Annotated in this window: 14 protein-coding genes; 5 read left to right on the forward strand and 9 right to left on the reverse strand. The window is 56.9% G+C overall.

The window, feature by feature from the left end; genetic code table 11:
- Positions 1-5: 5 nt before the first annotated feature.
- Positions 6-1,454, reverse strand: a complete 1,449-nt coding sequence (gene cls, locus ACODR9_RS19780; protein WP_488811568.1) for a cardiolipin synthase — start codon at positions 1,452-1,454, stop codon at positions 6-8.
- A 113-nt stretch (positions 1,455-1,567) separates the two neighbouring features.
- Here cls and ACODR9_RS19785 point away from each other — a divergent pair, with 113 nt between their 5' ends.
- Positions 1,568-2,476, forward strand: a complete 909-nt coding sequence (locus ACODR9_RS19785; RefSeq protein WP_488811570.1) for an ion channel — start codon at positions 1,568-1,570, stop codon at positions 2,474-2,476.
- 126 nt (positions 2,477-2,602) lie between these two features.
- The gene (locus ACODR9_RS19790) at positions 2,603-3,526 is read left to right on the forward strand and encodes a DUF808 domain-containing protein (protein ID WP_488811572.1); all 924 of its coding nucleotides are present in this window, start codon (positions 2,603-2,605) and stop codon (positions 3,524-3,526) included.
- A 3-nt stretch (positions 3,527-3,529) separates the two neighbouring features.
- On the opposite strand, the gene ACODR9_RS19795 is transcribed toward ACODR9_RS19790, so the two are convergent.
- The gene (locus ACODR9_RS19795) at positions 3,530-4,003 is read right to left on the reverse strand and encodes an Lrp/AsnC family transcriptional regulator (RefSeq protein WP_488811574.1); all 474 of its coding nucleotides are present in this window, start codon (positions 4,001-4,003) and stop codon (positions 3,530-3,532) included.
- Between the two features lie 138 nt (positions 4,004-4,141).
- On the opposite strand from ACODR9_RS19795, the gene phhA reads away from it, so the two are divergent.
- Entirely contained in the window at positions 4,142-5,035 is an 894-nt protein-coding gene (gene phhA / locus ACODR9_RS19800; protein ID WP_488811576.1) for a phenylalanine 4-monooxygenase, read from the forward strand.
- A 77-nt stretch (positions 5,036-5,112) separates the two neighbouring features.
- Here phhA and ACODR9_RS19805 read toward each other — a convergent pair whose 3' ends face one another.
- The 6 genes from ACODR9_RS19805 to ACODR9_RS19830 form a co-directional block, all read right to left on the reverse strand.
- The gene (locus tag ACODR9_RS19805; RefSeq protein ID WP_488811578.1) at positions 5,113-7,014 is read right to left on the reverse strand and encodes a diguanylate cyclase; all 1,902 of its coding nucleotides are present in this window, start codon (positions 7,012-7,014) and stop codon (positions 5,113-5,115) included.
- Positions 7,007-8,092: an HD domain-containing phosphohydrolase gene (locus tag ACODR9_RS19810; protein ID WP_488811580.1), complete on the reverse strand. Its 1,086-nt coding sequence runs from the start codon at positions 8,090-8,092 to the stop codon at positions 7,007-7,009. The genes ACODR9_RS19805 and ACODR9_RS19810 overlap by 8 nt, the downstream gene beginning before the upstream one ends.
- A gap of 3 nt (positions 8,093-8,095) precedes the next feature.
- On the reverse strand, positions 8,096-10,867 hold the full coding sequence (locus ACODR9_RS19815) for a hybrid sensor histidine kinase/response regulator (RefSeq protein ID WP_488811582.1): 2,772 nt from the start codon (positions 10,865-10,867) through the stop codon (positions 8,096-8,098).
- 78 nt (positions 10,868-10,945) lie between these two features.
- The gene (locus tag ACODR9_RS19820; protein WP_488811584.1) at positions 10,946-11,314 is read right to left on the reverse strand and encodes a response regulator; all 369 of its coding nucleotides are present in this window, start codon (positions 11,312-11,314) and stop codon (positions 10,946-10,948) included.
- Positions 11,315-11,316: 2 nt separating this feature from the next.
- Positions 11,317-12,999: a sensor histidine kinase gene (locus ACODR9_RS19825; protein WP_488811586.1), complete on the reverse strand. Its 1,683-nt coding sequence runs from the start codon at positions 12,997-12,999 to the stop codon at positions 11,317-11,319.
- Between the two features lie 255 nt (positions 13,000-13,254).
- The gene (locus ACODR9_RS19830; RefSeq protein ID WP_488811588.1) at positions 13,255-14,076 is read right to left on the reverse strand and encodes a hypothetical protein; all 822 of its coding nucleotides are present in this window, start codon (positions 14,074-14,076) and stop codon (positions 13,255-13,257) included.
- A gap of 986 nt (positions 14,077-15,062) precedes the next feature.
- Here ACODR9_RS19830 and ACODR9_RS19835 point away from each other — a divergent pair.
- Positions 15,063-15,353 carry a hypothetical protein gene (locus ACODR9_RS19835; protein WP_488811590.1) on the forward strand — a complete coding sequence of 97 codons (291 nt, stop codon included), beginning with the start codon at positions 15,063-15,065 and terminating at the stop codon, positions 15,351-15,353.
- Positions 15,354-15,715: 362 nt separating this feature from the next.
- Complete coding sequence (locus ACODR9_RS19840; protein ID WP_488811592.1) at positions 15,716-16,498, forward strand: glycoside hydrolase family 16 protein; 783 nt, start codon at positions 15,716-15,718, stop codon at positions 16,496-16,498.
- Positions 16,499-17,082: 584 nt separating this feature from the next.
- On the opposite strand, the gene ACODR9_RS19845 is transcribed toward ACODR9_RS19840, so the two are convergent.
- A complete protein-coding gene (locus ACODR9_RS19845) occupies positions 17,083-18,207 on the reverse strand; it encodes a WD40 repeat domain-containing protein (protein WP_488811594.1) in 1,125 nt (374 codons plus the stop codon).
- Between the last annotated feature and the right edge of the window lie 629 nt (positions 18,208-18,836).

Raw genomic sequence — 18,836 nt, forward strand, 5'->3', positions numbered from 1 at the left:
AGGCCTTACAACAAGGGCCCCAGCATGGCCACGGCGTTGTTCCACAGCCGTCGCCACAGCGGCCAGGCGCTTACCTGTTCCGGGCTCACCAGGCTGCAATGCTGCAAGTATTGTTGCTGCCGCTGGCGCAAGGCTGCGGTTAATTCCCGGTCGTGGCACAGCAGATTGTTTTCGTAGTTCAACTCAAAACTGCGCCGGTCCAGATTGGCCGAGCCAATCAGGCAGATCTCTTCATCCACCGTCAGCAACTTGCTGTGCAGCAAGCCGCCGTGATATTCGGCAATCACCACCCCGGCGGCCAGCAGTTCGGCGTAATAACTGCGGCTGGCAGCGCTCACCACCAGCGAATCGTTGCGGGCTGGCAGTTGCAAGGTGGTGGCCACCCCGCGCTGGGCTGCCGCGCACAGTGCCGATTGCAAGGCTTCATCCGGCACGTAGTAGGGGGTGGTAATGGTCAGGCTGCGCTGGGCGCTGTACATCAGTGCGACAAACAGCTCCGGCATGGCCGAGTGGCGCGCAGTGGGGCCGGTGCCAATCACCTGGGCCAGCACACCGGGCGCAGGGCTGTCTTGCGGCGGTGCCGGGGTGGCGGTCAGCAGTGGTAGCAGGTCTTCGCGGGTGGCCAGCATCCAGTCGGTGACAAACAGCCGCTGCATTTGCTGCACCACCGTGCCTTGCACCCTGATCACCGCATCCACCCACGGGGCAAAGCGCGGCTTGATGCGGAATTCCGGGTCGGCACAATTCTGGCTGCCGCAATAGCCGCTGTAGTGGTCGATCACCACAATCTTGCGGTGATTGCGCAGGTCTATCCGGCCACTGAAGGGGCGCAGCAAAGGGTTGCCCACCGGCAAGGCGGCCGCCGCTTTCACCCCGGCGTCTTGCATCTGCTGCCACAAGGGAGAGCGCAGCAGCAGGCGCGAACCCACATCATCCACCAATACCCTACACCTTACGCCACGCTGCGCAGCGCGCATGACCGCCTGAGCCACCCGGCTGCCGTTGTTATCCGGCAGCCAGATGTAAAACAGCAGGTGCACATGCTGCTGCGCGGCATCAATGTCGGCTACCAGGTGGTCTATGGTGCTGTTGCTGTCAGTCTGCAATTCGGCCCGGTTGCCCGCGCTGGGGGCAAAGCCGCTGATGGATTGGCCGACACGAAACAGCTGGGCTGCTGAGGGGGACAGTGTCGTCAGCGGGATGCTCTGCCGCAGGGCTGGCAGCGGTGGCAGTTGCTGCTGGATGCGTGCCAGCCGGGCCATGCGGCGGCGGCCTATGCTCACTTCACCCAGCAGCAGATAGGCCAGCATGCCCATCACCGGCATGCTGGCTACCACCACGGTCCAGGCCACCCGTGCGGCGGGGTCGCGATAGGGGCGCAGCAGCACGCGCATGATCAGCAGCAGTTGCAGGCTGATATGCAGCAGGACGATAAGGGTGGTGGTGGCAGGCATGCGCCACATCATGCCAGAGCAGGTCTGGCTGCGTCCAAGCCGTGTGGCTGCCTGCATTGACGCCACTGGAGACGGCTGCACACAATGGCGGCTGCACAGCAGGAGGGCGGAAGATGGGGAGAGCAGCGGGCAAGGGCCGGCAACTGGAGGTGGGTGGGCGCATCATTCATGTGCACCGTTTGCCGCTGAAGCTGGGGCAGGATATCTACCACGTGGCCATGACCATGAGCTGGCCACAGTTTTACGTCGCCATCGCTGCGCTGTTTTTTGTGCTCAACATGCTGTTTGCCAGCTTGTACCAGCTGGGTGAGGCCAGTATTGCCAACCAGTTTCCGCGTGATTTCTGGGGTGCGTTTTTCTTCAGTGTGGAAACCCTGGCCACGGTGGGTTATGGCGACATGCACCCGCAAACGGTGTACGCGCATTGCATCAGCATGCTGGAAATCTTCATCGGCATGATGAGCCTGGCGCTGGTGACCGGTGTCACCTTTGCGCGCTTTTCCCTGCCGCGCTCGCGCATTGTGTTTTCCCGCCATCCGGTCATTCGCCAGATGGATGGCCAGCCGGTGTTGATGCTGCGTGCGGCCAATGCCCGGCAGAACGTGATTGTGGATGCCAGCGCCCAGCTGCATGTGCTGTTTGATACCGTCAGCCGCGAGGGTACCCGCCTGCGTCGCCTGCACGACCTCAAACTGCAGCGCCAGCACCATCCCATGTTTGTGCTCAGTTGGACGCTGATGCATGTGATCGACGAGCACAGCCCGCTCTACGGGCTGGATGGCGATGCGCTGGCCGGACTGCGCGCCGGCTTCATCCTGTCCATCAGCGGCAGCGATGAAATCACCCGCCAGAGCATGGCATCGCGCCATGTGTTCCACCACGACGACATCCGCTGGAACCACCAGTACCAGGACCTGCTGTATACCGATGAGCACGGTGAAGACCATGTTGACTTCGGCCTGCTGCACGCCATTGCTCCCATGCCCGACAGCCAAATCCCCGGTAGCCAGCCTGGAGGCTGAGCGACTGCTGCTTCCTTCCGCTACAATGTCCCGGCCTGTCGCTCAGGACCAGCCGGCCTCGATGCCGGCTGCCAATAACAGTGGCGGCCCACCGGGCCAGCCGCATCAGGATGTGAAGGAAAATTCATGGCGGGAGCCAGCCTGTTAACCTTGATTGATGATATTGCCACCGTGCTGGATGACGTGGCGGCCATGACCAAAGTGGCCGCGCGCAAGACGGCTGGGGTATTGGGGGATGACCTAGCGCTGAATGCGCAGCAGGTAGCCGGGGTGCGTGCCGAGCGCGAATTGCCGGTGGTGTGGGCAGTGGCGCGCGGCTCACTGCGCAACAAGGCCATTCTGGTGCCGCTGGCACTGGCGCTGAGCGCTTTTGCGCCGTGGGCGGTGATGCCCTTGCTGATGCTGGGCGGGGTGTATCTCTGCCTGGAAGGCATGGAAAAGCTGGCGCACCCCTTGCTGCACGGCAAGGAAGAAGACACCGCCCATGAGGCCGAGCTGGAAGCCATGCTGGCCGACCCGGCTATCGATCCGCTGGCGGTGGAGGCCGAAAAAGTAAAGGGTGCCATCCGCACCGATTTTGTCCTGTCTGCCGAAATCATTGCCATTACGCTAGGGACGGTGGCCAAGGCTGCATTTACCTCGCAACTGGTGGTGCTGGTCGGTGTGGCGCTGATCATGACCGTGGGGGTGTATGGTTTTGTCGGCCTGCTGGTGAAACTGGACGATATTGGTTTGTTCCTGCTACGCCGGGGTGGCGCGTTCAACAGCCTGATCGGACGCGGGCTGATACAAGGCATGCCCTGGCTGATGAAGACTCTGGCGGTGATTGGCACCGTGGCCATGTTCATGGTGGGCGGCGGCATCATCAGCCATGGCTGGCCGGCCCTGCACCATGCCATTGAGAGCGTGGTGCATCCGCTATCGCACTTGCCTGGTATCGGTGCCTTGGCCCGGCTGTTGCTGCCCGCCATTCTGGATGTGCTGGTGGGCATGCTGGCTGGTGCGCTGGCACTGGCTGTGGGGCTGGGCTGGCAGCGTCTGCGCCGTTGAGATTCAACTGCGGGAGTGGGGCAGCGGCAGTTTGCTGGTGTGCTTGATGGCGTCCAGAATGATGGTGGACTTCACGCTGCGCACCAGCGATAGCTGCATCAGCCGATTCATCACAAAGCGCGACAGCGAGGGCAGATCTGCCACCACGATGCGCAGCAGGTAATCGGCCTCGCCTGCCGTGGCATAACATTCCAGCACTTCCGGCAGCGCATCGATGGCCTGGGCAAATTCGTGCAGCGAGCTTTCGCTGTGGCGTTCCAGGCTGACATGGGCAAAGGCCATCACCGACAGGCCGATTTTGTCCGGCAGGATATTGACCTGATAACCTTGCACCACCCCGTTTTCTTCCATGCGCTGCAGGCGGCGGCCAATCTGCGAGGCCGACAGTGCAATCTGCTGCGCCAGCTTCTGGTGGGTGCTGCGGGCATCTTGCTGCAAGGCCTGCAGAATCTGCCAGTCAAAACGATCCAGTTCCATTTGTGCAGCTTCTCCGCGTTAATCAGTGGTTTTGTGCGGGAAGTATGCAAAAAAACAGTCATCATGGCAAAACTTGCGGACCTGCCGCAGCGGACAGCTTCTACACTGAAAGCATCCCCACCTATCGGATGTGCCGCCATGAACGACCGCAGTGACTTTGTCGTCCCCGACATCACCACCCGCAAAAACCAGGGTTTGGGCCATGATGCAAGTGACTACACCCTGGCACAGCCGCAGGAACGCTATACCGCGCAGGATCACGCCACCTGGGCCACGCTTTATCAGCGCCAGAGTGCTATGCTGCCTGGCCGCGCCTGTGCCGAATTCATGCAGGGCTTGCAGCAGCTGGAAGTGGATGCTGACCGCGTACCGGATTTCGAGCGCCTTAACGACAAGCTGCTGGCTGCCACCGGCTGGCGCATTGTGGCGGTGCCGGGCCTGATTCCGGATGATGTGTTTTTTGAACACCTGGCCAATCGCCGTTTTCCGGTTACCTGGTGGCTGCGCGAACCGCACCAGCTGGATTACCTGCAAGAGCCGGATGTGTTCCATGATCTGTTCGGCCACGTGCCCTTGCTGATCAACCCGGTGTTTGCCGATTATCTGCAAGCCTATGGCCAGGGTGGCATGAAGGCGAAGGATCTGGGTTTTCTGCCGGTGTTGGCCCGGCTGTACTGGTACACGGTGGAGTTTGGCCTGATCAACACGCCGGAGGGCATGCGCATTTACGGTGCGGGAATTGTCTCCAGCAAGTCCGAGTCGCTGTACTGTCTGGACAGCGAAAGCCCCAACCGTATCGGCTTTGATCTGCAACGGCTGATGCGCACCCGCTACCGCATCGACACTTTCCAGAAAACCTATTTTGTCATCGACAGCTTCCAGCAGCTGTTTGATGCCACGGCGGTGGATTTCACCCCCATCTACCAATCACTGCAAAGCATGTCGGTGCTGGGCGCTGGTGATATCGATGCTGCCGACAAGGTATTTCACGCAGGCAGCGGCGAGGGCTGGGCGGATAGCGACGATCTGTGACGCAGGCGTTGCGGACAAGCACAAGGCCAGCACCCGAGAGGCGGCTGGCCTTGTGCTTGTGTGCTGCTGCTCCTGGCTCAGGGCGCGGCTTCCACCCGGTTGCGGCCCGTGCGCTTGGCCTGGTACAAGGCCTGGTCCGCCGCCTTGATCAACGCTTCCACCTTGGCGTGCGCCGTGGATTTTTCTGCCACGCCAATGCTGACGGTCAGGCTCAATGCCAGCCCGGATGCCACCATATTGCGGCTGGCCAGCGTGGCGCGGATGCGTTCTGCCACCTGGATGGCCGTGGATAGCCGGGTATCCGGCAGAATGATGAGGAATTCCTCGCCACCAAAGCGGCAGATGATGTCGGTACGGCGGCAGAACAGCCGCAGGATACCGGCAAACTGCTGCAGGATAGTGTCGCCTACATCGTGGCCGTGCTCGTCATTCACCACCTTGAAGTGATCGATATCCAGCATCAGCGCCGACAGCGGCTGCTGGCTGAGCTTGGCTTCGTCCCAGATCTGCGGCAGGTAGCGCATGGCATAGCGGCGGTTGTACAGCCCGGTAAGGCCGTCGGTCTGGGCGGCTTCCTGGGCCAACTGGTTGTCGATGGACAATTCTTCCAGATGGCGGCGCAGCAAGGCTTGTTCCTGGCGCAGGCTGCGCTGCTCCTGGATGATGCGCTGCCCGGCCTTGAGCCTGGCCTGCAGGATGCGCGGCGGTATCGGCTTGCTGATGAAGTCGTCGGCACCGCTGCTGAATACGGCGGCCAGGTTTTCCTCGTCGTCCAGGATGGTCAGTACGATGATGTAAATCTGCCGACCTTCGGGGATGGCGCGCAGACGGCGGATCAATTGCAGGCCATCAAGTTCGGGCATGGCCAGATCGGTAATGATCAGTTGCGGCTGTTTTTCCAATACCAGCTCAAAGGCTTCCAGACCGTTGGCGGCCACATCAACCTGATGGCCCAGAATCTGCAGCAGGCGCTGCAGCATCATGCGCTGGCTGGCTTCGTCTTCCACCACCAGAATGTGCAGGGCTTCCTGCTCTTCTTCCGGCTCGGGCGGACGCGGGGCAATCTGCTGGCGGCGTTCCAGCAGGGAGAATGACTCCTGCTGTGGCGTGGGAATGGACAGCTGGGCATTCCATTCACGCCATTCGTGCAGTACCTCGTCGCACAGCCGTGGGAAGTGGCTGGGGTCAACCTCCAGCCGGCTTGCCTGCTTTTTTAGTTCTTCATAGCCGTGGATACGCGCTTCACCGGCAAGAAAACACAGATCAGCCAGCCGGGTGGCCAGATGCAGGCACAGGCACAGGCGTGCCGCGCGTGAGCTGTCTGCGCTGCTGGGCAGGAAGGGGTCTTCGTGCTGTTTGACGGCCTCGCAGAACATGGATGGCAATCCCCAGTCACGCAGCAAGGCGGTGGCGATGTCCAGATGGTGGTAGCCAAAGCGCGCTTCTTCATGCCGGGCCAGGCCAGCTGCATAGGGGCCGCCTTGTTCGCTAATCAGCACACCATAGGCTTCCGGGTGCAGTGTGGCCATGGCCAGTTGGCCAATGGAAGACAGCATGCCGATGGTGAACAGCTCGCCGGGGGGCGCAATGCGCAGCTGGCTGCCCAGCAGTTGCATGGAGGCACCGCAGGCCAGCGCGCGCGACCAGTGAAAATCGTAGTCGAATTCCCGGCATTGGCCTCGGCGGTGTTCGGCCACCAGGGCAAAGGTCAGGGCAACCTGATGCACTGCATTCAGCCCGATGGACATCAGTACGTCCGGCGTCAGTGCCACAGCGGGGCGGCTACGTACAAATGAGGCGGAGTTGGCCAGTTTGAGCAGGCGGCCAATCATCACCGGGTCGGTGTTCAGAACGGCAATCAGCTCGGGCAGTGGCACATTGTTGTGCTCGCTCAGCTGCATGATTTTCAGCACGGTTCCCTTGGGTGAGGGTAGGTTGCCGCTGATTTTCAGTTCATTGAAGGTGGCAGCTTCAAGCATCTGGCGCTCCCGGTGGCTGGTGCGTCTGGCTGGCTGCATTGTGTTCGTCGGCGTATTGCTGGCGGATGTTCATGACTTCGGGCCACAGGGCAAACAGTGCATCGACACAGGCTGGGTCGAAGTGACTGCCTTTGTGGCTTTCCAGGTAGTGCTTGGCCTTGTCCAGCGGCCAGGCTTGTTTGTAGGGACGTGCGGAGGTAAGTGCATCGAAAACGTCGGCTACGGCGACGATACGGCCCCACAGCGGGATATCGGTGCCGGACAGACCGTGCGGGTAACCGGTGCCGTCAAATTTTTCATGGTGGCTGGCTGCCACCACGGCTGCGCATTGCAGCAGCGGCGAGACCGAGCCGTTGAGGATTTCATGGCCAAACAGCGGATGCTGGCGCATGACTGCCATTTCCATTTCGGTGAGCTTGCCAGGCTTGAGCAGGATGGCATCCGGAATGCCAACCTTGCCGATATCGTGCATGGGGGCGGCTTCCTGCAGCATTTCCTGTTCCTGCAGCGGCAGGCCCAGCTGGCGGGCAATCAGGCGGGTATAGCTGGACATGCGCAGCAGGTGGGCACCGGTTTCCGGGTCTCGGTATTCCGCTGCGCGCGACAGGCGCAGGATGGCTTCCTTTTCGCGGGCGCGGATTTCCGCCGTCGCCAGCTTGACTTCTTCCATCAGCCAGGCGGCACGGTTTGCCAGTTGCTGGCTGCTTTTGCGCAGGGCCAGCAGATTGCGCACCCGTACTGTCAGCTCCACCTTGTCCACCGGTTTGGTCAGGAAATCGCGCGCGCCCTGCTGCAAGGCCAGGTGGCGCACATCGCGCTCGGTATCGGCGGTAACCATCACCACCGGCACCTCCTGCCGGTGCGGCAGGGCGAAAAAGCGGCGCATGAATTCCAGGCCATCCATCCCCGGCATCATGTAGTCCAGCAGGATCAGATCCGGTTCGAATTGGGCGCACCAGTCCAGCGCTTGCTGCGGGTCGGCAAAGGTGTCTACGGTGACGCCATCCAGCCGTTGCAGAATATGGCGCAGCAGCAACAAATTGGTGTCGTTGTCGTCCACCACGATGACATGAGACATTGCTCAGTCCTTTCCGTAAGCGGCAATGAAGGCCAGCAGGGCATCCATTTCGCTTTCAATCTGTACCGCAATGCTGCGAATTGCTTCCAGATTGTTGTCTACTGCTGCGGCATGCAACTGCCCGGCAAGCGCCGCCAAGATATCGGCGCCGACATTGGCGGCACTGCCCTTGAGCTCATGAGCCAGTTGTCGCAGCCCCTGTCCGCCTTGCTGGATGTCCAGCCGCAGGCGTTCTCGCCAGCGCAGCAGGGAGTCGCGGAAGATATCCAGCATTTCGGCGATGCCGGCCGGATCATCCCCCAGGAATTCGGTAAGGCGCTGTACGGTGAAGCTGCCTGGCGGGCTGATGGCGCTGGGCGCTGGCGGTGCGGCGGTTTCCGGATGCAGTGGCAGCCAGTGTTGTAGCAGGGTCTTGAGTCTGGCGTATTCGATGGGCTTGGCCAGATAGTCGTCCATGCCGGCGGCGATGCACAGTTCGCGATCCCCTTCCATGGCATTGGCGGTCATGGCAATGATGGGCAGGTGCTGGCCTTGCGCGGTGTCGCTCTCCTGACGACGCAGGATGCGGGTGGCCGCATAGCCATCCATATGCGGCATCTGGCAGTCCATCAGGATGGCATCGTATTGCTGTTGTTCCACCGCCTGCAGTACTTCGCCGCCATGGCTGACCACATCGACCTGGTAGCCCAGCTTGTGCAGCATGCTGGCGGCAACGCGCTGGTTGACCGGATTGTCCTCAGCCAGCAGCAGCCGGTGATGATCATGCTGATGCGGGACGGGATTTGCCGGGGTCATGGTGTCGGCTTGCGGGGTATGCAGGCGGATATTGCCCGGTGTCCATTGCACGGTCAGCGCATCCAGCAGGGCGGATTGCTTCATCGGCTTGTGCAGTACGGCGATGCCTTGCTGCAATAGGCTGGTCTTGCGGTTGCCATCTTGCTCGTGCAGACACACCACCATGGGGATGCCTTCCACCTCCAGTGTCTGTACGGCTTGTTCCAGGGTGGCGTCCGACAGCGGTTCCACCAATAACAGTACATCCGGGGTACTGTCGGCAGCAGCCAGCTGGCGCAGGGTTTCCAGCAACTGGGCCAGGCTGCCGGCACAGTGATGTGGCAGCGCCCAGCTGTCCAGGTAATGGCTCCACAATTGCTGGTTGTTGCTGCTGTCGCCGGCCAGCAATACCAAGTGCTGGCTGGGGGGAGGGCTGCTTTGCAGGCAGTAGTCATGGCCGGTGGCCTGTAGCGGCAGGGTGATCCAGAACTCCGAGCCGACTCCCGGCGTGCTTTGTACGCCAATATCGCCGCCCATGGCTTCGGCCAGCCGTTTGCAGATGGCCAGCCCCAGCCCGGTTCCGCCATATTTGCGCGTGGTGGAACTGTCTGCCTGCGAGAAGGGCTGAAACAGCCGGGTGCGGGCCTGCTCGGTCAGGCCGATGCCGGTGTCCTTGACGCACAAGCGCAATAGGGCCTGCTCGCCCTGTTCCTGCTGCAGCGTGGCGGAAACCAGCACCATGCCATGCTCGGTAAACTTGATGGCATTGGATAGCAGGTTCAGCAGGATCTGACGCAGGCGGGTAGGGTCGCCCAGCAGGCTGTCCGGCACTTCGGGGGTGGCGAAGCTGGCCAGGGTCAGCCCCTTGCTGTGTGCCTTGTTGGCCACGATGTCCACGGTGCCTTCCAACAGCTGGCGCAAGGAAAAGTCGATGTTTTCGATTTCCAGCCCGTCGGCTTCGATCTTGGAGAAGTCCAGAATGTCGTTGATGATGGACAGCAGGGTGTCTGCCGACATTTTGATGGTGCGGGCAAAATCGGACTGCTCGGCATCCAGCGGCGTGTCCATCAGCAGGTCTATCATGCCGATCACGCCGTTCAGCGGCGTGCGGATTTCATGGCTCATGGTGGCCAGAAACTCGCTCTTGGCGCGTGCGGCGGCTTCGGCGGCACGGGTGGCCTGCAACATTTGCTGTTCGCGCTGGCGGATGGCGCTGATATCGGCAAACGTGGTGACGCTGCCAACCAGTTGCCCCTGCAGCAGCAGCGGGGTATTGCTGACACGCACTTCTACTGCCCGGCCATCCTTGCTGAAGAACACTTCTTCACTGGAACGGTAATTGTCCTTGCGCTGCAATGCCTGATAGAGGGGGCAGTCTTGCAGCTCCAGAACACTGCCGTCGGCACGGTGGTGGTGAATGCAATCATGTACTCTCTGGCCGTGCAGCTCGGCAAAATGCCAACCCAGGATACGTTCTGCTTCCTGGTTCATGTAGGTCAGACAGCCCTGCATGTCCATGGCGATGATGCCATCGTCCATATTGTCCAGCAGGGTGGAGAGCCATAGTTCCTGTTTCTTCTGCTGGGTGACATCGCGCAGTACCACCCGCAGGCAGTCCGTGCCTGCTGCTGGCGGCAGGCTGAAGAAGCTTGCTTGCAAGGACAGTGCCTGGCCAATGCGGTCGGTCATCACCAATTCGGTGGCCTGGGCTGGCTCACCTTGCAGAACGCGCTGGCATTGCGCCCGGAATGCAGCCTGGCTGTCGCTTGCCAGCAACTGGTATACGTTGAGGTCGCCAAGCTCCGCCTGGTCATAGCCCAGCGCCTGTTGCCAGCGGATGCTGGCGTACAGTATCTGTCCATCTGCCGTGCAGTCTTGTACCAGGTCTCCCAGTTGCTCCAGTTGATGCAGCAAGGCGTTGTGCCATGGCGCGCTGCTGCCCGCGAAGGCGGCGGTGCTGTTGGATGGCGCGGGAAGGGACTGCGGTTGTTGTTCTTGCACGTTCAACTGTGTTCCACCGGCTATGTCTTGGTAAAGGGCGGTCATCGCACATTGCGCATGCCGCCTGGTCAATCGGCTTTATTCCGGGGTGGCCAGTGCGGCTACCAGGCTGTCACGCGTGAGCGGTTTGGTAACGATGGCATTGAAGCCGGCCTTGAGCATGGCATCCTGTTCGTCACTCATGGCATGGGCGGTGTAGGCAATCAGGCGCAAGTCCTGCCAGCGCGGCTCTGCGCGCAGCTTGCGGCACAGTTCTATGCCACTCATGCCGGGCATGCTGATATCCAGCAGCACGCAGTGATAGTCGTGCTGTTGCAATTGCTCCAGCGCTTCGAAGGCGCTGACGGCCTGGTCTGTTTTCCAACCCATGCGTTGCAGAAACAGGCCTGCCACCTTGCGATTGATTTCGTCGTCATCAACAACAAGAATGGTGTCCAGCTTGCTCATGCTTATTTTCCTTCCAGCGGAATGCTGACGTGGAATACGGTACCCACGCCAACTTGTGATTCAAAACCAACCTTGCCGGACATCAGCCGTACCAGTTCCTTCACCAGTGCCAGGCCCAGGCCAGAACCGCTTTGGGTACGGGTCAGGAAGGCATCTGCCTGGCGGAACTGCTCGAACACCAGTTGCTGCTGATCGACCGGAATGCCGCAGCCGGTATCGCGTATGTCCAGTTGCAGCTGGTGTGCGCTGACTCTGGCATCAATCTGTATGTGGCCGTGCTCGGTAAACTTCACCGCATTGTGCAGCAGGTTGTTCATTACCTGCGTCAACTTGGTCCGGTCCAGCCTAACCGTATCGGGGCAGTCTGCCGCCTGTTGGTAGCTGAAGTCCAGTTGCAGTCCCTTGCCGGCTGCCTTGGGGCGAAACAGCTCCACCGTGTCGCGCAACATCTGGGCCAGGTTAACGTCGACAATTTCCATCGGCATGCGCCCGGCTTCAATGCGAGCCATGTCCAGAATGGAGTTCACCAGCGTTAGCAGATGTTGTCCGCTCTTGTGAATCATGCTGGCGGTTTCCAGTTCGCCAGGGTCGCTCAGCGAGGCCTGCAGAAACTCCGAACACCCCAGAATGCCATTCAGCGGCGTGCGCAGTTCGTGCGACATATGGGCCAGAAACTCCGACTTCATGCGGTTGGCCGACTCTGCTTGAATCTTGCTCTTTTTCAGGCGCAGCACCATTTGATACATCACAAAGCCTGCCGTGCAAATCAGCAGGCTGACAATGGCAGCAACCAGAAAATAGGCATTACGGTGTTCGTAGTAGTCGGCCATGGCCTCGTTTTCGCCCACCCCCATCAGCACGGCTAGCGGGTAACCGTCCACCGCGCGGAAGCTGACAGAGCGTTGCACATGGTCGATGCTGCTTTGCTGCTGATAATTACCACCATCTTTGCCCGGCCATTGCCGAAACAAATTGCTGCTGCGGATATCCATGCCGATGCCGGTGCCACCGGCACTGGTGCGCGCCCGGACAATGCCATCCTGGCCAACCAGTGTAACCACGCCGGTCTTGCCGATATTGAGGTCTTTGTAGAAGTTGGTGAAATAGAAGGGGTCTACCGATACCACCACCACGCCGCCAAAACTGCCATCGGGCTTGTTGATGCGGCGGGTAAACTGCAAGGACCATTTCTTGGAAGCACGACCCTTCACCGGCTTGCTGATGAACAACTGCCCGCTATCCTTGGCGATATGCACCTTGAAATGTTCGCGGTCACTCAGGTTCATGCTTTTGGTATTGGGGACGCTGGACAGCTGCAACATGCCATCCGGCCCGATAATGTACAGACCGACAAACAACTGGCTCTGGATAATGCCCTTGTCCAGATAGCTGTGAATGTCCATCTTGTTGCCTTCGGACTCGTACTGGTATTTCAGAAACAGTACCGACTGATCCACCGCACGGATGGTGCGGGAAATGTGCTCCTCGAACACCCGAACCAGGTTTTCGCTTTGCCGCTGCATTTCCAGCTGGTTGCGTACCTTGTCAATATTCACCTGCCACAGCACGGCACTCCAGATCATGGCGACCAGAAGCAAGCTGAACAGTGGAATCATCCACTCCAGGTTCAGGGCACCCAGACCGTGCTCGAACAGCCGCGCAAGGCCGCGTTTCTCTTGTTTCATCTTTCCCCCGCTTGCTGTTTTCCGATGAGGAAACAGCCATTTCATTTATTGTTGTACTGGCTGATGCTTGGGCTGCATGTCTTATTGTGTTTTCTGCTGCCGCATGTGCGGCGCAGGGACTGCAGCCTGTTTCCCTTCACCAACCAGACTCCATGCTAGCTACCCGCTGTCGATTGCACTTTGACTTAGGGCATGCTCATGTTTTTTTATAGGATTCAACTTTTAAAAGCGACAGCGATTACCGCAGGTGTCAGATCAAATTACTGCCCACAACGCCAGCATCACACCGATGATCAGCACACCCATCAGAATCTGCGAGGTATTGCGCTCCTTTTGCAGAGCATATTTCATGCTGCTGTGCGCCGACTCCAGCCGCGCCACCTTCTCTTCCAGCTCCAGGCGAGATTCATCTTGCGTCGCCAGTGACTGCAACATGGCTTCGCCGCCTACTTCCTGAATATGCTCCTTATCCCATACGCCCAGCAGGCGGCTGATCTTGTCCTTGAAATACAAGCCGGTGCGTTGTGCAGCGTCCTGCCAGTCAAACTGGAAACCTTGGCTCGCGTAAAAAGCATTGCGGCGCAGTTTCTCTTCTTCGCTGGCATTGCTGGCAATGGCAATCATCCCCGGATTGATGGCGTAGTCGGGATAAATGCCCTTGACCCAGGCAATGGTCTGGGCAAACAAAAAGGTGTCCAGCCCTTGTCCGGCAAACGCTTCGGTGCAGTTGACACCATTCTTGGGGCCGAAAGTAACCGAGCGGCTGGGGTGATCCACGCGAACCCAGGCACAGTTATAAGTGGTGTGAAAGCGCGCATCATCATTGGCGTAATGTTGCCATTGATTGCCTTCTATCCAGGCAAAACCACGAAACTGCAGGCGGAAGAAATCTGATTGACCTGTCATGGCGCGGCTGCGATGCAGGATGCCATAGATGGGCGTAGCGCTGGCACTGAGCGTCAACACCGTTTCTCCCAGCGGCATGGCCATGGTCGCGAGGGTGTTCTCGTTTTCCGGTGCGCGTACTTCCGCTTCTGGCGGTGGCGCGGGCTTATTGGTGTTGGCGGGCGTATTCATGCGCTAATCATAGCGTACTCATGCTGCAGCGTTGTGCAGGAAATCCTGAAATCAGTGCATGCCAGGCTTGTTGTTGGTGCGGCGCAGCAAAAAATGTCGGTTTTTTCCGACGCCATGCCGGTAAAAAAGCTGGCACGGTGTTTGCATATAGGTAGGGGCATACCCGGTGGCGCCGGGTTTGCGAGTGAGTCTGTCCCGTTGCAATCTGCGGCTTTAATCGTGCATCAAGCCAGGCCTGGGCAATTTGCCCAGGCCCTTTTTTTATTCACGTTGCGGTGGAGTCATGGGAGCTGTCTTGTTCTATTCCGATTCCCTGTCCGGCCCATTCCTATCATTTTCACAATCACAGTAAAAACAGGTTTTGTATCCGCATATGCGGATAATGATTTTCCTGCCGCGTCCGCGCGGCGGCGGGGAAGGGGCCTTTCTGTGGCCAAAGGCCCCTTCCAACCCCAAAAGCCACCCCACAAGCATGGCCTGCGGCTGCCCGACAGGGCCCGACCGGGGCCCGACCGGGGCGAGGCGCGCCTGAACGCGCGATTTGCTAGCGTCAAATCGCTCAGACATTGCAGGCGCTTAACACCTCGCCCCGGCCACCCATCGGCATGCTTGACGGGGCCCGTGGGCGCATTGGTGCGGTGCTTGCAGTAGCGAAGCTCTGCGCAGATGGAGTACTGGTGTAGGCTAAGAATAGGTTAATGCCATTGTGCTAAATATGACTGGTGCCGGCCACAACCTGTCATTCGACAGTTCAGGAAACGTGCCATTGGATTGGTCGCTTGACTCAGATTACTGCCGTTGTACTGCTATGGCAGCGAAGGACTGAAGTGAGGCGTAAGCTGTCATAGGGAGACTCTGGGCCAGAAGCGGTCATTGCTTAGATATGAAGACAAAGACATAGGTTCGGCCACAGCGGCCAGTCAGCGACTCAACTAGTAAAGACCGGGTTACTCAGAAAATCGGACACGCCCACTCTTGGAGATAGCATGGCTGTTTATGTGTTAATTTTTATTTTGAATGGAATAGTCATTTCCGGTGGAGTAATAATTATTCAGTGGGGCGGAGAGGGGATGTGTCATAATTACCCCTTGATTTGTACATTTCTGGCTTATTTTATTATCGCCACTCAGGCATGCATGTTGGTATTTTTTATTTCAAAATCAAATTCTTTTATAAACGCTGTGCTGGAAAGAGAGGTGGGGTTGTCTGGCGCAAGGTTTATTGTATATGCGGCACAAATTCTGTATTGCTGGATATTATACTTTACGAATATTTGAATAAATCGTTCCAGATTTTCTCATTGAATTTTTATTCAACCATTATCTTTATTTTGAGGAAATCATGACTGCAACTGCTAAGGAAGCACTTCTAGCTGGCTTGCTTGATGGTATGCCAACAATTGGCAGCCAAGTCCCTCCTGCACAGTTGCAGGCTGATAAGGCCGAACTATAACCCCTAGACAGCCAAACGGGGCGATGGCTCCACTCAGATACCTGCCGTTGAACCAACACTCCCTTGACCGTCCGGAACGGGTCGAAAGCTTCCGCAGGAGCGAATTTTGGCCGCTTACGGCCAGGAGCGGTCGTACACCAATGGCTGCTGTCAGGCAGTCTGATCACCAAAGAGCGAGCTCAATTTCATGCGTCACACAAGACTTGCCACCTCCCTTTTGTTCGCCCTGATCGGGGCAGGCGCTTTCGCTGCACCGCCATCCGGTTACCAACTTGTATGGCAAGACGATTTCAGTGGTACCACGCTGGACTTGGGTAAGTGGAAACCGGCCACCAACAAACGCGACAACGCTCAATTGACCGCCAATGCCGCCAAGGTCACCGATGGTCGGCTGCGCATCACCACCTATACGCAGGACGGCACACACTACACGGCCTTTCTCACCACAACCGGCCACTACCAGGCCACCTACGGATATTTTGAATCACGCATTCGTTTCCATGATGCTCCTGGCGAGCACTGCGCTTTCTGGCTGCAGTCGCCAACCTTGGGCAAGCCGCTGGGCAATCCTGCGGTGGCTGGTACGGAAATCGACATCATGGAGCACCGGGTGCAGGACTCGGCAGGCCGCAGCATCGGCGACCTTGCATCGTTCAATCTTCATTGGGATGGCTACGGCGCTGATCACAAACACATGGGTTCAAGCTGGCGAGCTCCTGATTCGCTCGACGGCGGTTGGCACACCTATGGGCTGCTTTGGACGACCGACGCCTATGTGTTCTACGTGGATGACACCGAACGTTGGCGCAGCAGTAATGCCGTCTCCCATGCGCCCGAGGAAATCCGCCTGACCTGCGAAGTCAAGGACAAGGGGTGGGCCGGACAGATTCCCAGCGGCGGTTATAGCAGCGTCGACAGTAGCCCCTACGGAATGGAGGTGAACTGGGTCAAGGTTTGGCAGATGCCGTGACCCAGGTTTGAGGCAACGGCACTGTCTTCGTCTGGCCAGGGGCGGTCATCAACTAGCCTGTAGCCGTTTTTGGCATGCTGCCAAAAATTATACTCATTTCAATCATATTTTTTGCCACCCGTTATTAATATGTTATCTCGCATATTTTCCGCCTTTCTGGTATTTGTTACATTCTTGATTGTTCAACTCTCATTGTCTTTTGTGTGTGGGGAACTGGTGGATTGGTTGCTGCTAGATAACAACCCCGATTGGTACGAAGGGCCGTTTGGTGGTATTCATCAATTTTTCGTATTTGTTTTTCTAATTCCATTTTCAATTTTCATTACCATTAAAGCATGGAAGAATAGAAAATATTTATGGAAAGCAAAGCGTGAATTTTGATTTAATTATACCGTGATCGCTAGGTGATGCACCAAGATTTTCCACCATCCAATGGTGGGGATTGAATTCAGTTTAAATATAGATGCGGAATAAAATGAGACAATTTTAGATTACTTTGAAAGCATTGTTGAAGACTGCTGCTGACTAAGCAGTAATCATCTCTAGTGAGTCATGAGTCTTCTTAATAAAATAATTCACTACTATTATTTTAATTCCCAAATTGAAATATCCCACGACGCAGAAACTGCAAATAATTTTCCTGTTTTTTGCATTGCTATGGAATTGACGCGCCCAGATGTGTTTAGGCTATCTGCCATCACATTTGAACTGGCATTTATAATATGCACGTGAGGTTCTTTTTCACCATTACTTCCAACTATCAGAAACTGCCCATCTGAAGAGTAAGCTAGCCCACTTTGCCCTCCTGTGCTTTTGCCATGCAAAGGATTTGCTAATATTTTTTTGTCTTCAAGATTAAAAATCTTTACGGATTCAGTGGTAAAAAATTCACCTAAAGGCCCCATGCCAGTCTCTGTTCCTGTTGCTATCTCATCTTTCAATGGATTGGAAGTTAAAACCGTGACTCCCGCACCATGTGTAGTGGTGTAAGCTTGGATATTTTCATCACTGGTATCATCGTATGCACTTGTTATATACACCCCGCCCTTTTGGTAGCCCATCACATCCTTCATTGCGAATTCTGTAACACCAAATGCAAATCGGTTAGAGTGTGGAAGAGCTTCAATATCATTTATTCTTGCCAATTTATGCTCAAACCATACTTTTGTTCTAATAATTTTCCAGTTTTTTGTTGATATGAATGAAGAAGAGGGAAAACGATTTTTCTTATCAAAACTGGAGTATGCAACTGCTAGAACTGTACTGTCATTGCTAAATTTTAATGTATCACATGCATGGGGAGTGGAGGCTACAATTAAATTCCAAGAGTATGCATCCCATACTTGCATATGAATAGGTTCTCCGGGTGGTGATGACATGCAACTGGCCAAGTATCTTCCGTCGGGGCTCCAAGATAGTGTATGAAAGCCCCCCATTGTTGGCGGGACTGGAAATTTAATAATTTTAGTAATTTTCTTCTCTTTAATATTCCAGATGTGAATCTCATCACTTTGTGTGCTTGCTGTGGCCAGCTCACTACCATCGCCACTCCAAGCCAAGCTGGTAGGTATGAATTTATCGTGAAGCGTAAATAGATACTTGGTAACTTTCCCATTTCGTGCAATATCTTCAAGGGGATGGCGTATGGAAAATGCTCCAATTTTGTTTGAAATTAACCATATTAAAATAATGAATATTAAATTTTTCATTATCATGCCTTTTTGAAAATAAATGCATCAATTTGAAATATTTTTCTTGTATAAAAATAACGACACAACATGAAATTATTTCTCTTTTTATTGAGCCTCTCCCCCTGTGAAAAGAGGAAAATTCCTCACTCTATTTACTATGCATGATAGCTTGCTTAGCATGTGCAAATTCAATAATTCATGGTTCATGATGTGGCTGCCGAACAACGGCAGCTTTGGGTCGAAAGCAGAAGTTCCACTTTCAGTAGTTTTGATTCGGTATACCAAGCCACCCATATCACCTGATTCTCCACCGCACCGACGCCGCCCACGGGCCCCGTCAAGCATGCCGACGGGTGACCGCGGCGAGGTTTTAAGCGCCTGCAATGTCTGAGCGATTTGACGTTAGCAAATCGCGAGTTCAGGCGCGCCTCGCCCCGGTCGGGCCCTGCCGGGCAGCCGCAGGCCATGCTTGCCGGGGTGGCCTGGGAGGTGAAGGAGGGCTTGGCCACGCAAGCCCTCCTTCCCGCCCGCCGCGCGGAAGCGGCAGGTAAATCATCATCCGCGTAGCGGATACATGCTCTGTTTCACTGAAACGCTGGCCAGCGCCAGACTAGCTGGGGATTTTTCCTGCAAAGCGCTGGCATATG

The organism is Aquitalea sp. FG25, from assembly GCF_057809375.1.

Bases quoted from the DNA above. Each gene is read 5' to 3' on its own strand.
- ACODR9_RS19810 (WP_488811580.1), bottom strand. From the start codon at position 8,092: ATGTCTCATGTCATCGTGGTGGACGACAACGACACCAATTTGTTGCTG.
- ACODR9_RS19805 (WP_488811578.1), bottom strand. From the start codon at position 7,014: ATGCTTGAAGCTGCCACCTTCAATGAACTGAAAATCAGCGGCAACCTA.
- ACODR9_RS19825 (WP_488811586.1), bottom strand. From the start codon at position 12,999: ATGAAACAAGAGAAACGCGGCCTTGCGCGGCTGTTCGAGCACGGTCTG.
- ACODR9_RS19785 (WP_488811570.1), top strand. From the start codon at position 1,568: ATGGGGAGAGCAGCGGGCAAGGGCCGGCAACTGGAGGTGGGTGGGCGC.
- ACODR9_RS19790 (WP_488811572.1), top strand. From the start codon at position 2,603: ATGGCGGGAGCCAGCCTGTTAACCTTGATTGATGATATTGCCACCGTG.
- ACODR9_RS19830 (WP_488811588.1), bottom strand. From the start codon at position 14,076: ATGAATACGCCCGCCAACACCAATAAGCCCGCGCCACCGCCAGAAGCG.
- phhA (WP_488811576.1), top strand. From the start codon at position 4,142: ATGAACGACCGCAGTGACTTTGTCGTCCCCGACATCACCACCCGCAAA.
- ACODR9_RS19835 (WP_488811590.1), top strand. From the start codon at position 15,063: ATGGCTGTTTATGTGTTAATTTTTATTTTGAATGGAATAGTCATTTCC.
- cls (WP_488811568.1), bottom strand. From the start codon at position 1,454: ATGCCTGCCACCACCACCCTTATCGTCCTGCTGCATATCAGCCTGCAA.
- ACODR9_RS19820 (WP_488811584.1), bottom strand. From the start codon at position 11,314: ATGAGCAAGCTGGACACCATTCTTGTTGTTGATGACGACGAAATCAAT.
- ACODR9_RS19840 (WP_488811592.1), top strand. From the start codon at position 15,716: ATGCGTCACACAAGACTTGCCACCTCCCTTTTGTTCGCCCTGATCGGG.
- ACODR9_RS19795 (WP_488811574.1), bottom strand. From the start codon at position 4,003: ATGGAACTGGATCGTTTTGACTGGCAGATTCTGCAGGCCTTGCAGCAA.
- ACODR9_RS19845 (WP_488811594.1), bottom strand. From the start codon at position 18,207: ATGAAAAATTTAATATTCATTATTTTAATATGGTTAATTTCAAACAAA.